Below are 14546 nucleotides of genomic sequence, written 5' to 3' on the forward strand. Positions count from 1 at the left end.
TACATATATCTACGGCAAGGTGAAGCTGACGTGGCTTGAAGAGATTTTCGAAGAGTATTAGCGACTAGTTAGCTGGGAAAGGAAGATATTTGTGACAAATAATAAACTGTATTCGTTGATAGAATTTAGAAATAAAATATATGAAGAATTAGAACTTTCCAGAAGTGATTTAGCGATTTTACTATGTGCCATGCTTATCGCCTCTATCGGATTAAATATGGATTCGACTCCCGTGATTATTGGAGCCATGTTAATCTCTCCTTTGATGACACCTATTCTGGGAGTGGGGCTCTCTCTAGCTATATTTGATTTTAAATTGTTAAGAAAATCTTTTAAAATATTAGCTATTCAAATTCTTGCCAGTCTAATAGCTTCAACACTTTATTTTTATCTTTCTCCCATTTCGTATGCTAGTTCGGAGATTGTTGCTAGAACCTCTCCGACTATTTGGGATGTTCTCATTGCTTTTGTAGGAGGGATAGCTGGTATTATTGGTGCTAGGAAAAAAGAGACCAATAATATTGTTCCTGGTGTTGCTATTGCAACCGCCTTGATGCCTCCTCTTTGTACAGTAGGTTATGCTATTGCTTCTGCTAATCTAAAATTTATCATAGGCTCCTCTTACCTATTCCTCATCAATTGTAGCTTTATTGTCATTGCGACTTATATAGGTGTTAGGTTGATGATGGTTAAGAAACATTATTTTAAAGATAATGAAGAAGACTCTAAAATGCGCAGGATTTTGCTTCTAGTTGCTGTTTTGCTGATGATTCCGAGTTTTATCTCTGCAACGACTTTAGTGAGAGAAACGTTGAAAAAAGAGTCCCTTAAGAAATTTATATCAGAGCAATTTCAGGGGCATAATATTTTGAAAAAAATCTATTCTAAAAAGACTCATACCCTAAAGCTAACCATTTCAGGAAATTATTTGACAGAAGAAGAACTCGATATGATTTCAAGTAAGAGAGGTGACTATGGTTTAAGTGATGTTTCTGTTCAAGTTTCCCAATTGTCTGATTCAGAACAACTTAGTAAGGAAGAACTGGTGGAGTATTTCTTCCAGTATATCAAGGATAAGGAAGCGAAAGAAAAGGAAAAGGCTAATAAATTTGATACAGAGTCTGAGGAACAATAATTTCTTGAGAATAGCTGGTTTTTCTCGTGAGTCTTCTATGTATATCAAAGGAAGATTGTGGTCTTAAGTATAAACTTTTCTTCTATTATAGTAGCTAAGTCTTGACAGGGTTCAAAAAATGGTTTACACTTTATAAAGTTTATTACTTTGAAAAGGTGTGATACTGTGGCTACGGCAACAAAAAAGAAAAAATCAACAGTTAAAAAAAATCTAGTCATCGTGGAGTCGCCTGCTAAGGCCAAGACGATTGAAAAATATCTAGGCAGAAACTACAAGGTTCTAGCCAGTGTCGGGCATATCCGTGATTTGAAAAAATCCAGTATGTCCGTCGATATTGAAAATAATTATGAACCGCAATATATCAATATCCGAGGAAAAGGTCCTCTTATCAATGACTTGAAAAAAGAAGCTAAAAAAGCTAATAAAGTCTTTCTGGCGAGTGACCCGGACCGTGAAGGAGAAGCGATTTCTTGGCATTTGGCCCATATTCTCAACTTGGATGAAAATGATGCCAACCGTGTGGTCTTCAATGAAATCACCAAGGATGCAGTCAAAAATGCTTTTAAGGAGCCACGCAAGATTGATATGGACTTGGTTGATGCCCAACAGGCTCGTCGTGTCCTGGATCGCTTGGTAGGCTATTCGATTTCGCCTATTTTGTGGAAGAAGGTTAAGAAGGGCTTGTCAGCAGGGCGCGTACAGTCCATTGCGCTTAAGTTAATCATTGATCGTGAGAATGAAATCAATGCTTTCCAGCCAGAAGAATACTGGACAATTGATGGCGTCTTTAAAAAGGGAACCAAGCAATTTCAGGCTTCCTTCTATGGAGTAGACGGCAAAAAGTTGAAACTGACTAGCAATGATGAGGTCAAGGAAGTCTTGTCTCGTCTGACCAGTAAAGACTTTTCAGTGGATCAGGTAGATAAGAAAGAGCGCAAACGCAATGCTCTATTACCCTATACCACTTCATCTATGCAGATGGATGCTGCCAATAAAATTAACTTCCGTACTCGAAAAACCATGATGGTTGCCCAACAGCTCTATGAAGGGATCAATATCGGTTCTGGTGTGCAAGGTTTGATTACCTATATGCGTACCGATTCGACCCGTATCAGTCCTGTAGCGCAAAATGAAGCAGCAAGCTTCATTACGGACCGTTTTGGTAGCAAGTATTCTAAGCATGGTAGCAAGGTCAAAAATGCTTCTGGAGCTCAGGATGCTCACGAGGCTATTCGCCCGTCTAGCGTCTTTAATACACCAGAAAGCATCGCTAAGTATCTGGATAAGGATCAGCTCAAGCTTTATACCCTTATCTGGAATCGTTTTGTGGCAAGCCAGATGACAGCTGCTGTCTTTGATACTATGGCTGTTAAATTATCTCAAAATGGGGTCCAATTTGCTGCCAATGGTAGTCAGGTTAAGTTTGATGGTTATCTTGCTATTTATAATGATTCTGATAAGAATAAAATGTTACCAGATATGGCTGTTGGAGATGTGGTTAAGCAGGTCAATAGCAAACCAGAGCAACATTTCACCCAACCGCCTGCTCGCTATTCTGAAGCGACCCTTATCAAGACCTTGGAAGAAAATGGGGTTGGACGTCCGTCCACCTACGCACCAACCATTGAAACTATTCAGAAACGTTATTATGTTCGCCTTGCAGCCAAACGCTTTGAACCGACAGAGTTGGGAGAAATTGTTAACAAGCTCATCGTTGAATATTTCCCAGATATCGTAAACGTAACCTTCACAGCTGAAATGGAAGGCAAACTAGATGATGTCGAAGTCGGAAAAGAGCAGTGGCAACGTGTTATTGATGCCTTTTACAAACCATTCTCTAAAGAAGTGGCCAAGGCTGAAGAAGAAATGGAAAAAATCCAAATCAAGGATGAACCAGCTGGATTTGACTGTGAAGTGTGTGGCAGTCCAATGGTCATTAAACTTGGTCGTTTTGGTAAGTTCTACGCTTGTAGCAATTTCCCAGATTGCCGTCATACCCAAGCAATCGTGAAAGAAATCGGTGTAGAGTGTCCAAGTTGTCATCAGGGACAAATCATTGAGCGTAAAACCAAACGTAATCGTCTCTTCTATGGTTGCAATCGCTATCCGGAATGTGAATTTACCTCTTGGGATAAGCCTGTTGGTCGTGACTGTCCAAAATGTGGCAACTTCCTCATGGAGAAAAAAGTCCGTGGTGGTGGCAAGCAGATTGTATGTAGTAAGGGTGACTACGAAGAAGAAAAGATTAAATAAGAGGAGAGTCCTGGAAGTGAATTTCAGGCTCTTTTTGATTAGTACTTGACAAAATTCACCGTTGTATGCGAAACTAGAAGAGGATTATTTTAATTAGGAGTAGTTATGCGTCTTATCTATCTGATAATTGGTTTTTTATCACTGGCCTTGGCAATTGTTGGGGTTGTTTTACCCTTGTTGCCTACAACGCCTTTTCTTTTGTTGTCTATTGCTTGTTTCTCCAGAAGTTCCAAGCGCTTCGAAGATTGGCTTTATCATACCAAGCTCTATCAAGCATATGTAGCTGATTTTCGCGAGACTAAGTCTATTGCCCGTGAACGAAAGAAAAAAATCATCGTATCTATCTACAGCTTGATGGGAATTTCCATTTATTTTGCCCCTCTCTTACCAGTCAAAATCGGTCTGGGAGCTTTGACTATTTTTATAACCTATTATCTCTTCAAGGTCATTCCAGACAAAGAATAGTTAAAATAGTAGTTATTTGCCTTGATAAAATTGAAAGCATATTCACAACAATATGATATAATAAGTTCAAAGTAATCTTCAAGGAGAATCAAATGATTTACGAATTTTGTGCTGAAAATGTGACCTTGCTTGAAAAAGCGATACAGGCTGGAGCTCGTCGAATCGAACTCTGTGACAATCTAGCAGTTGGAGGGACAACTCCCAGCTATGGAGTGACCAAGGCAGCGGTTGAACTGGCAGCTAACTACGATACGACCATCATGACCATGATTCGTCCACGTGGTGGCGACTTTGTCTACAATGACCTAGAAATTGCTATCATGCTAGAAGACATTCGCTTTACTGCTCAGGCTGGAAGTCAAGGGGTTGTATTTGGGGCTTTAACTGCTGATAAAAAGTTGAATAAGGCTAATCTAGAGAAGCTAATTGAGGCTTCAAAAGGGATGGAAATTGTCTTCCACATGGCCTTTGATGAATTGAGCGATGATGATCAACTGGAAGCTATTGACTGGCTCAGTCAAGCTGGAGTTACTCGTATCCTGACTCGTGCGGGTGTATCTGGTGACTCCTTAGAAAAACGTTTTGCCCACTATCACAGAATTTTGGAGCACGCTAAAGGTAAGATTGAAATTTTACCAGGTGGAGGGATTGACTTGGACAACCGTCAAACCTTTATTGACCAGTTGGGCGTGACACAATTGCACGGAACCAAGGTTGTCTTTTAAAAAATAGAAAGGAACTGCTAGCTTTGGGTAGCAGTTTTCACTTATGTTTGAAATTTTTAAATCCTATCAGTTTAATCAAGAAAAGGCTCAAGCTTTTGGTTTTGTAGAAAATGGGGAAGTCTGGAATTATAGCTCCAAGATTTTGCAGGGCGACTTTGTCATGGCTGTGTTCATCTCTGCTAATAATGTGAGTTTTCAGGTATTTGACCGAGAAACAGGTGATCTTTATCCTCAAGTCCATATTCAAAGTATGACAGGAAGTTTTGTAGGAAGTGTCCGTGAGGCTTGTTTGGAGACTCTTTACCAGATTCGGAAGGCTTGTTTTGATGTGCAGGATTTTATCTGTCCTCAGACTAAGCGTATCATGGCTCAGATTCAGGAAAAGTATGCTAATCAGTTGGAGTATCTGTGGGAGAAATCGCCTGATACAGCAGTGTTAAGACATGAAAGCAATAAAAAATGGTATGCTGTTTTGATGAAAATCTCTTGGGATAAGCTGGAAAAGGGGAGAGAAGGTCTAGTCGAAGCAGTCAACCTCAAACATGACCAAGTAGCGGACCTGATTTCACAAAAGGGAATTTATCCAGCCTTTCATATGAATAAACGTTACTGGATTAGTGTGGCGCTTGATGATACTTTATCAGATGAAGAAGTACTGGGATTGATGGCAAAAAGTTGGAACTTAACCACTAAAAAATGAAATATTTCAAGATTTTTCAACGACTTTCAATTAGCAAAATATTCTCTACTGAAGAAATTTTCAGAAAATATTTGATTTTTTCTTGACAAGTGCTTTTGCCTATGCTAAAATACTTAACAAGATATCAAACGAAGGAGAAAGTCAAACATGAGAACAGCTAAGTTTAATCAATTTGCTTTGTTGTTGAGGTACTCGGGCTAGTGCAAAAAGCATTAGTCCTGTTTGGCTTACCAAGCGGGAGTAAATCAACATCTCGCTTGGGTTTCTGAGCGAGATGTTTTTTTAAAAATCACATTTGTAAAAGGGGAAATCTTATGAGAACAGTTGAATTTCTAGATACTAGCCTTCGGGATGGAGAGCAGACACCGGGTGTTAACTTTTCAATCAAGGAAAAAATTGCCATAGCAAGACAGCTGGAGAAATGGGGTATTTCAGCAATCGAAGCTGGTTTTCCGGCGGCGAGTCCTGATTCATTTACAGCAGTGCAGGAGATTGCCAAGGTCTTGAAAAAAACGGCAGTGACTGGCTTAGCACGATCTGTCAAGTCTGATATTGATGCTTGCTACGAGGCCCTCAAGGACGCCAAGTATCCACAAGTTCACGTTTTTATTGCTACTAGTCCGATACACCGAAAGTATAAGCTCAATAAGAGTAAGGAAGAGATTTTGGAAGCTATTAAGGAGCATGTTTCCTATGCCCGTTCCAAGTTTGAGATTGTCGAATTCTCTCCTGAAGATGCGACTAGAACAGAGTTGGATTTCCTCTTGCAAGTTGTTCAAACAGCGGTCGATGCAGGGGCGTCTTATATCAATATCCCTGATACGGTAGGATTCACCACTCCAGAAGAGTACGGCGCTATCTTCAAATACTTGATTGAGAATGTCAAGACAGATCGTCAGATTATCTATTCACCACACTGTCACGATGACCTCGGAATGGCAGTGGCTAATAGCCTTGCTGCTGTTAAGAATGGGGCAGGACGTGTTGAAGGAACCGTCAACGGTATTGGGGAGCGAGCTGGAAATGCTGCTTTGGAAGAAATAGCAGTGGCCCTCAATATTCGCCAAGATTACTACCAAGCAGAAACTAGTATTGTCCTAAATGAGACCATCAATACGTCAGAAATGGTTTCTCGCTTCTCAGGAATTCCAGTTCCTAAAAACAAGGCCGTCGTTGGTGGTAATGCCTTTTCTCATGAATCTGGTATTCACCAAGATGGAGTTCTTAAAAATCCTCTTACTTATGAGATTATCACTCCTGAATTGGTTGGTGTTAAGAGTAATAGTCTTCCGCTTGGAAAATTGTCTGGTCGCCATGCTTTTATTGAGAAACTAAGAGAATTGGCCCTAGACTTTACAGAAGAGGACATCAAACCACTCTTTGCGAAGTTTAAGGCACTGGCCGATAAGAAGCAAGAAATTACAGATGCAGATATTCGTGCGCTGGTAGCTGGAACCATGGTTGAAAATCCAGAAGGCTTCCATTTTGATGATTTACAACTGCAAACCCATGCAGATAATGACATTGAAGCGCTTGTTAGCCTAGCCAATATGGATGGTGAGAAAGTTGAATTTAATGCGACAGGGCAAGGTTCTGTTGAAGCAATCTTTAACGCTATCGACAAGTTCTTTAATCAATCTGTCCGCTTGGTGTCCTATACCATTGATGCTGTGACAGATGGAATTGATGCCCAGGCTCGGGTCTTGGTCACTGTTGAAAACAGAGATACAGAAACCATCTTTAATGCAGCAGGGCTTGATTTTGATGTGTTGAAGGCTTCTGCTATTGCCTATATAAACGCTAATACCTTTGTTCAAAAAGAGAATGCTGGTGAGATGGGACGCAATGTTTCCTATCGCGACATGCCGAGTGTGTAAAGGAGAAGGCTATGATAAAGAAAATAGTTGCTCTAGCAGGAGACGGAATTGGCCCAGAAATCATGGAGGCTGGGTTAGAGGTTCTGGAAGCTATATCTAAAAAAACAGGCTTTGACTATGAAATAGACAGACGACCTTTTGGAGGTGCAGGTATTGATGTTGCAGGGCATCCCTTACCTGATGAAACCCTCAAGGTATGTCGTGAAGCAGATGCCATTCTCCTAGCGGCTATCGGTAGTCCTCAGTATGATGGAGCAGCGGTTCGGCCTGAACAAGGTTTGCTGGCTCTCCGTAAGGAATTCAATCTTTACGCTAATATTCGCCCTGTAAAAATCTTTGACAGTCTCAAGCATTTGTCACCACTCAAACCGGAACGAATTGCTGGTGTAGACTTTGTCGTAGTGCGTGAGTTGACAGGCGGGATTTACTTTGGAGATCATATCCTTGAAGAGGGAAAAGCGCGTGATATCAACGACTATAGCTATGAGGAAGTGGAGCGGATTCTTCGCAAGGCCTTTGAAATTGCAAGAAATCGCAGAAAAATCCTTACTAGTATCGATAAGCAAAATGTTCTAGCGACTTCAAAACTCTGGCGTAGAGTGGCTGAGGAAGTCGCACAGGATTTCCCAGATGTAACCTTGGAACACCAGTTAGTGGACTCAGCTTCCATGCTTATGATTACCAATCCTGCTAAGTTTGATGTTATTGTAACGGAGAATCTTTTTGGAGATATTCTCTCTGATGAATCAAGTGTTCTATCTGGCACACTTGGGGTTATGCCATCAGCCAGTCATTCGGAAAATGGACCAAGTCTTTATGAACCCATTCACGGTTCAGCACCTGATATTGCAGGTCAAGGAATTGCCAATCCTATCTCCATGATTTTATCAGTGGCCATGATGTTGAGAGATAGTTTTGGACGTTATAAGGATGCGGATCGTATCGAGCATGCTGTTGAGGCAAGTTTAGCGGCTGGTGTTTTAACAAGAGATATAGGGGGACAGGCTTCGACCAAGGAAATGACGGAAGCTATTATTGCAAGGTTATGAAGTTAGATGAAAAAATTACTCTAGTCCTTTTGATTTGGAATGTCATGGTTTTCTTGATTTATGGCATTGACAAATCCAAGGCAAGGAGAAGAGTTTGGCGCATCCCTGAGAAAATCTTACTCATTTTAGCCTTTACTTGTGGTGGTTTTGGGGCTTGGTTAGTAGGAATCATTTTTCACCACAAGACTCGAAAATGGTATTTTAAAACAGTTTGGTTTCTCGGGATGGTGACAACACTAGTAGCCTTATATGTTATTTGGAGGTAATGGATGGCAGGAAAATCGATTTTTGATAAATTATGGGACCGTCATGTCATCACAGGAGAAGAGGGGCAGCCGCAACTCATGTATGTGGATCAGCACTATATCCACGAAGTGACCAGTCCGCAAGCATTTCAAGGATTACGAGACGCAGGTCGCAGATTGAGACGACCAGACTTGACATTTGGAACCTTTGACCACAACGTCCCGACGGTCAATATCTACGATATTCGAGATGTAATTTCCAAAGCTCAAATTGATAAGCTGGCTGAAAATGTTGAGGAGTTTGGGATTGAACATGCGGCCCACGGTTCTGAAAAACAGGGGATTGTTCACATGGTGGGACCAGAAACTGGACGGACCCAACCAGGAAAATTCATTGTCTGTGGAGACAGCCATACGGCAACCCACGGAGCTTTTGGAGCCATCGCCTTTGGGATTGGGACTAGTGAGGTTGAACATGTCTTCGCTACCCAGACCCTCTGGCAGGTCAAACCCAAGAAAATGCTGGTAGAATTCACTGGCGTTCCTCAAAAAGGAGTTTATTCTAAGGATTACATTCTCGCCCTGATTGCCAAGTACGGTGTTGCTTGCGGTGTTGGCTACGTGGTGGAATATCGTGGACAAGCGATTGATGCATTGAGCATGGAAGAGCGAATGACCATCTGCAATATGTCCATCGAGTTTGGCTCTAAGATGGGAATCATGAATCCGGACCAAACCACCTATGATTATCTCAAGGGTCGCGAGTGTATTCCAGAGAACTTTGAAGAGGCTGTGGCTGATTGGAAAACAATTGTCAGTGATGATAATGCTGTTTACGATAAGGTTATCCGGATGGATGTCTCAGACTTGGCTCCCATGGTGACCTGGGGAACCAATCCTGCTATGGGCGTTGACTTTGACAGTAGCTTCCCAGAAATTAAGGACATGAATGATGAACGAGCTTACAATTACATGGATTTGGAACCTGGTCAAAAGCCAGCTGATATTGAACTAGGCTATATCTTTATCGGTTCTTGTACCAATGCTCGTCTCAGCGACTTGCAACTGGCTGCGCGATTTGTCAAAGGGAAGAAAATAGCTCCTAACTTAACGGCTATCGTAGTCCCAGGCTCTCGTCCTGTCAAAAGAGCTGCTGAGAAGTTGGGATTGGACAAGGTCTTTCTAGATGCTGGATTTGAGTGGAGAGACCCAGGTTGCTCTATGTGTCTAGGGATGAATCCTGACAAGGTACCAGATGGTGTTCACTGTGCCTCAACCAGCAATCGTAACTTTGAAGACAGACAGGGCTTTGGCGCTAAGACCCATCTTTGCAGTCCAGCCATGGCAGCTGCAGCAGCTATCGCAGGGCGCTTCGTAGATGTTCGGCTAATGCCAGAAGCCCAGTAAGGAGAGGTTATGGAGAAATTTACAGTTTATACAGGAACGACTGTTCCTCTTATGAATGATAACATTGATACTGACCAAATCCTACCCAAGCAGTTTCTAAAGTTAATTGATAAAAAAGGCTTTGGTAAGTACCTCATGTATGCTTGGCGTTATTTGGATGACAAGTATACTGAGGACCCAGACTTTGTCTTTAATCAACCTGAATACCGCAAAGCTAGTATTCTCATCTCAGGGGATAACTTTGGGGCAGGGTCTTCGAGGGAACACGCAGCTTGGGCTCTAGCGGACTACGGTTTTAAGGTCGTGATTGCAGGGTCTTTCGGTGATATTCATTACAATAATGAACTCAATAATGGCATGTTACCTATTGTTCAGGCTAGAGAGGTTAGAGAGAAACTAGCCCAGCTAAAACCAACCGATCAGGTAACTGTGGACTTGGAACAACAAAAAATCATCTCACCAATTGGAGAATTCACTTTTGAAATCGATAGTGAATGGAAACACAAACTCTTAAATGGTTTGGATGATATCGGTATTACTTTGCAGTATGAAGACTTGATTTCTGCTTATGAAAAACAACGACCAGCCTACTGGCAGGATTAGAAAAATAGAAAAGGAAATAGAACTATGACAAAACACATTCAATGGAACGGAACACTTTCACAAGAAGGCTATGACATTTTAAAAGGTGAAGGCGGATGTATCGTTTGCCCTACTAAAGTTGGTTACATCATCATGACTAGCGATAAGGCTGGTCTTGAACGTAAGTTTGAAGCTAAAGAACGTAACCGTAACAAACCAGGTGTGGTTCTCTGCGGTAGCATGGATGAGCTTCGTGCTTTAGCACAACTTAACCCAGAAATTGAAGCCTTCTACCAAAAACATTGGGATGAAGATATTCTTCTTGGTTGTATCCTTCCTTGGAAACCAGAAGCTTTTGAAAAACTGAAAGCATACGGTGATGGCCGTGAAGAACTTATGACTGACGTGCGTGGAACGAGCTGTTTTGTTATTAAATTTGGGAAAGCTGGTGAACAATTAGCTGCCAAACTTTGGGAAGAAGGCAAGATGGTCTATGCCTCATCTGCAAATCCATCTGGAAAAGGAAATCGTGGTAAGGTAGAAGGTATCGGAGAACGCATCGAAGGGGCAGTTGACCTTGTTATCGAGGCGGACGACTATGTGGCATCTATCCAACCTGACAAAACGATTGAAACACGCTACGAGCAAGGTGTGATGGTGTCTATGGTCGATAAGGACGGCAAACTCATCCCAGAACAAGGAGGAGCTCGCTCAACTTCACCAGCTCCAGTTGTAATCCGCAAAGGGCTTGACATTGATAAGATTATGATGCACCTGTCAGACACCTTTAACTCATGGGACTACCGTCAGGGTGAGTATTATTAAGATAAAAAAGAAGTCTAGTGTTAAGAGGGAATACCCTACTCTACATTAGGCTTTTTCTTTAGAAATTCTTTTCTTTTTTTTATAGATATGATATGCTAGAGGTGAACTATATATTAATAGAACTTACTTGTAAAAGTTAATTAAAGGAGTATTCAAATGAACAGTGAACAAAATAACTATTTTTTTGTTGGTACAAAATTTGGTGATGATGATTATCTTGAATATTTTAGGAAAGAAGGAAAGTGGGAATTAGGATGGCATAACAACGAGGAAAATAAACAGTATCAAAAAATGTTAAAGTTGTTTAATAAAATTAAACCAGGTGACGTTTTATTTGCTAAATCCACATATGTCAAAAAGAAGAATTTACCTTTTGTAAAGAAAGATGATTCAAAGGTTTCTGTGATGAAAATTCGTGGAATGGCGACTGTTAAAGAGGTTTTAGATGATGGGCATACCATTATTGTTGATTGGAAAAAAGAGTATATAGAGAGGGAGTGGTTTTTCTTTACGGGGCAAGAAACAATATGGTTTCCATCAGATATTAAGTATCGAACTAAAGAGACTAATCAGTTAATAAAATTTGCTGCAAGTGATGAAATCATAATTCAAGACTATGACTATTTTTTGAATCATCCTAATTGGAAAAAGTATAAAAAATTAGAAAGTGAAACTATGTTAAGGAATGATTTTTTATTTAATTATAGTGGTATATTAAGAAAATCCAAAAACCTCATCCTCCGTGGTGCACCGGGGACGGGAAAAACTTATCTTGCTAAAGAAATTGCTAAAGAGTTAACGGAAGGCAACGAAGATCAAATCGGCTTTGTACAGTTTCATCCATCTTATGATTATACGGATTTTGTTGAGGGTTTAAGACCGGATTCAAATGAGGATGGCAGTATATTTTTTAAATTAAAAGAAGGTATTTTTAAGAAGTTTTGTCAGAATGCTATAGATTCTAAGAAGATTGGAGGTCAAGATAATTTTGAAGAAACGTGGGCTAAGCTAACGGATGCTATCAATGAAAAGCAAGGACAATACTTCTTCCCTCGTAGTTCGGTTCCAGCCAGTTTAAATAGTCAAGGGAATGTGAAGTTTGATTCTCCTGTTGCTACCAAAGAAAAAGTGTATCTTTTGTACAAGGGTGAGGAGACTAAGTTAAAGTACGAAACTTATCAAAAAATCGTTTTAGATCACATGAAAGAAAGTTATGGCTTATGTGATTATGTATCTCCAACGATTGATACAGACAAAAAATTCGTCTTCATCATTGATGAAATCAACCGTGGGGAGATTTCTAAGATTTTTGGTGAGCTCTTTTTCTCAATTGACCCTGGCTATCGTGGTGAAAAAGGAAGTGTTTCTACCCAATATGCAAATCTACACGAAACTGATGAAAAGTTCTATATCCCCGAAAATGTTTACATCATCGGAACTATGAATGATATTGATCGTTCAGTGGATACCTTTGATTTTGCTATGCGTCGTCGTTTTCGTTTTGTTGAAGTTACTGCCGAGGGTCAAGTTGGCATGTTGGATAAAGAGCTGAATATCCATGCAGAAGAAGCAAAAATTCGTCTAAGAAACTTGAACGCTGCTATCGAAAATGTTCAGGAATTAAACAGTCATTATCATATTGGACCAAGTTATTTTCTTAAGTTGAAGGATGTAGATTTTGACTATGAATTACTCTGGTCTGATTATATTAAGCCTCTCCTAGAAGACTACTTGCGAGGTTATTATGATGAGGTTGAAACTTTGGAAACTTTGAAAAAAGCATTTGAACTGACAAATAATGAGCAAAAAGATCAGGCAGTAGCTGATGACAATGAAGGCGATGAAAACGATGATGCGGATTACTGATAATCAACACAAGATTATTAAAGAAAAATTTGTTGAAGAATATCCTAAACTAAGCAATCTTCTTTTAGACAGAACCTTGGAAAGTCTATCCCAAGATGAACGTATTTTCATTTTTCCAAATGATTTGACTCATACTCCTGATTTGGATAAGGACCAAAAGATTTTTGAAACAGTCAATCAGAAAATCAAGACAGGGAACGTGATTGGTTTTCTTGGATATGGTCAGGAAAGATTAACGATTTCCTCACGATTTTCTGATGAGAGTAATGACCATTTTTTGCATTATCTCTTAAACAAGGTTCTTCATATCAATCTCACTAGTTTAGATGTTGCTTTGTCTCGTGAAGAGAGGCTTTATCAACTTTTGATGTATCTCTTCCCCAAGTATCTACAAGCTGCTATTCGAAAAGGTCTTTATAAGGAATACCAGAGATTTTCTCATAACGACAGTCATGTTAAGGGAGTGATTGATGTAAGAAACCATCTCAAGAAAAATCTTCCTTTCACGGGAAATATTGCCTACACAACGAGAGAGTTCACCTATGATAATCCCCTCATGCAGTTGGTCCGTCACACTATTGAATACATTAAGAATCAGAAAAGCATTGGTCAAGGGGTACTAGATAATCTCTCAACTAGTCGTGAAAACGTATCTGAAATCGTGCGTGTAACGCCCTCTTATAAACTAGCTGATCGTGCTAAGATTACTCGGAGAAATCAATCTAAACCTATACGTCATGCATACTTTCACGAGTACAGAAACTTACAAGAACTTTGTCTGATGATCCTAAACCAAGAAAAGCACGGTTTAGGGTATCAAGATCAAAAAATCTATGGTATTCTCTTTGATGTTGCCTGGCTTTGGGAAGAGTATGTTTACACCTTGTTGCCAAAAGGTTTTGTACATCCCAGAAATAAGGATAAGACGGATGGAATTTCAGTATTTTCTGTTGGGAAACGAAAAGTATATCCAGATTTTTATGACAGAGAACGAAAGATTGTTCTAGATGCAAAATATAAAAAACTGGAATTGACTGAAAAAGGAATCAACCGTGAGGACTTATTCCAGCTGATTTCCTATTCTTATATTTTAAAAGCTGAGAAGGCTGGACTTGTTTTTCCGAGCAAGGACAAGGTTATTGATAATGAGATGGGAAACCTAGCAGGTTATGGAGCTCAATTGAAGAAGTGGTCTATTCGAATCCCTCAGAATGCCTCATTCTATAGTGCATTTTGTAAAATGATGGAAAATTCAGAAGAAAATTTTAAAGCGATTATTGATGAAGAAGTGGGGAGAAAATAATTTCCCCTCTTTCTTTTATTTTTAACACAAGCAAAACCCGAACAATATATTTTAATTCATAAAATAATTTGACAAAAACTGTACTTTGGTTTATAATAAATTAAGGAAACGTCG

Annotated in this window: 13 protein-coding genes; all 13 read left to right on the forward strand. The window is 40.0% G+C overall.

What is annotated here, in order from left to right:
* The first annotated feature begins 91 nt into the window (after window positions 1-91).
* The gene (locus tag HT693_RS03710; protein WP_007284808.1) at window positions 92-1135 is read left to right on the forward strand and encodes a TIGR00341 family protein; all 1044 of its coding nucleotides are present in this window, start codon (window positions 92-94) and stop codon (window positions 1133-1135) included.
* A 165-nt stretch (window positions 1136-1300) separates the two neighbouring features.
* Window positions 1301-3388 (forward strand): type I DNA topoisomerase, encoded by a 2088-nt coding sequence (gene topA, locus HT693_RS03715; protein ID WP_172924871.1) that lies wholly within the window; start codon window positions 1301-1303, stop codon window positions 3386-3388.
* A gap of 105 nt (window positions 3389-3493) precedes the next feature.
* Window positions 3494-3853, forward strand: a complete 360-nt coding sequence (locus tag HT693_RS03720) for a YbaN family protein (protein WP_166736707.1) — start codon at window positions 3494-3496, stop codon at window positions 3851-3853.
* Window positions 3854-3945: 92 nt separating this feature from the next.
* Window positions 3946-4578, forward strand: a complete 633-nt coding sequence (locus HT693_RS03725) for a copper homeostasis protein CutC (protein ID WP_172924873.1) — start codon at window positions 3946-3948, stop codon at window positions 4576-4578.
* Between the two features lie 43 nt (window positions 4579-4621).
* Entirely contained in the window at window positions 4622-5278 is a 657-nt protein-coding gene (locus HT693_RS03730; protein ID WP_172924875.1) for an MmcQ/YjbR family DNA-binding protein, read from the forward strand.
* A gap of 314 nt (window positions 5279-5592) precedes the next feature.
* Entirely contained in the window at window positions 5593-7155 is a 1563-nt protein-coding gene (locus HT693_RS03735; RefSeq protein WP_172924877.1) for a 2-isopropylmalate synthase, read from the forward strand.
* Window positions 7156-7166: 11 nt separating this feature from the next.
* Entirely contained in the window at window positions 7167-8204 is a 1038-nt protein-coding gene (gene leuB / locus HT693_RS03740; RefSeq protein WP_172924879.1) for a 3-isopropylmalate dehydrogenase, read from the forward strand.
* Window positions 8201-8470 carry a DUF1294 domain-containing protein gene (locus HT693_RS03745; RefSeq protein ID WP_172924881.1) on the forward strand — a complete coding sequence of 90 codons (270 nt, stop codon included), beginning with the start codon at window positions 8201-8203 and terminating at the stop codon, window positions 8468-8470. Before leuB ends, HT693_RS03745 begins: the two co-directional genes overlap by 4 nt.
* Before the next feature lie 3 nt (window positions 8471-8473).
* The gene (gene leuC, locus HT693_RS03750; RefSeq protein WP_172924883.1) at window positions 8474-9856 is read left to right on the forward strand and encodes a 3-isopropylmalate dehydratase large subunit; all 1383 of its coding nucleotides are present in this window, start codon (window positions 8474-8476) and stop codon (window positions 9854-9856) included.
* Between the two features lie 9 nt (window positions 9857-9865).
* Window positions 9866-10459, forward strand: coding sequence for a 3-isopropylmalate dehydratase small subunit (gene leuD, locus HT693_RS03755; RefSeq protein ID WP_172924885.1), 594 nt, complete (start codon window positions 9866-9868; stop codon window positions 10457-10459).
* A gap of 24 nt (window positions 10460-10483) precedes the next feature.
* Window positions 10484-11263, forward strand: coding sequence for a Sua5/YciO/YrdC/YwlC family protein (locus tag HT693_RS03760; protein WP_000160505.1), 780 nt, complete (start codon window positions 10484-10486; stop codon window positions 11261-11263).
* Window positions 11264-11419: 156 nt separating this feature from the next.
* On the forward strand, window positions 11420-13129 hold the full coding sequence (locus tag HT693_RS03765) for an AAA family ATPase (protein WP_172924887.1): 1710 nt from the start codon (window positions 11420-11422) through the stop codon (window positions 13127-13129).
* Window positions 13116-14432 (forward strand): McrC family protein, encoded by a 1317-nt coding sequence (locus tag HT693_RS03770; protein ID WP_001866200.1) that lies wholly within the window; start codon window positions 13116-13118, stop codon window positions 14430-14432. Before HT693_RS03765 ends, HT693_RS03770 begins: the two co-directional genes overlap by 14 nt.
* Window positions 14433-14546: the final 114 nt, after the last annotated feature.

It is taken from the genome of Streptococcus sp. 2154 (assembly GCF_013277255.1).
Taxonomy (GTDB): Bacteria; Bacillota; Bacilli; order Lactobacillales; family Streptococcaceae; genus Streptococcus; species Streptococcus pseudopneumoniae.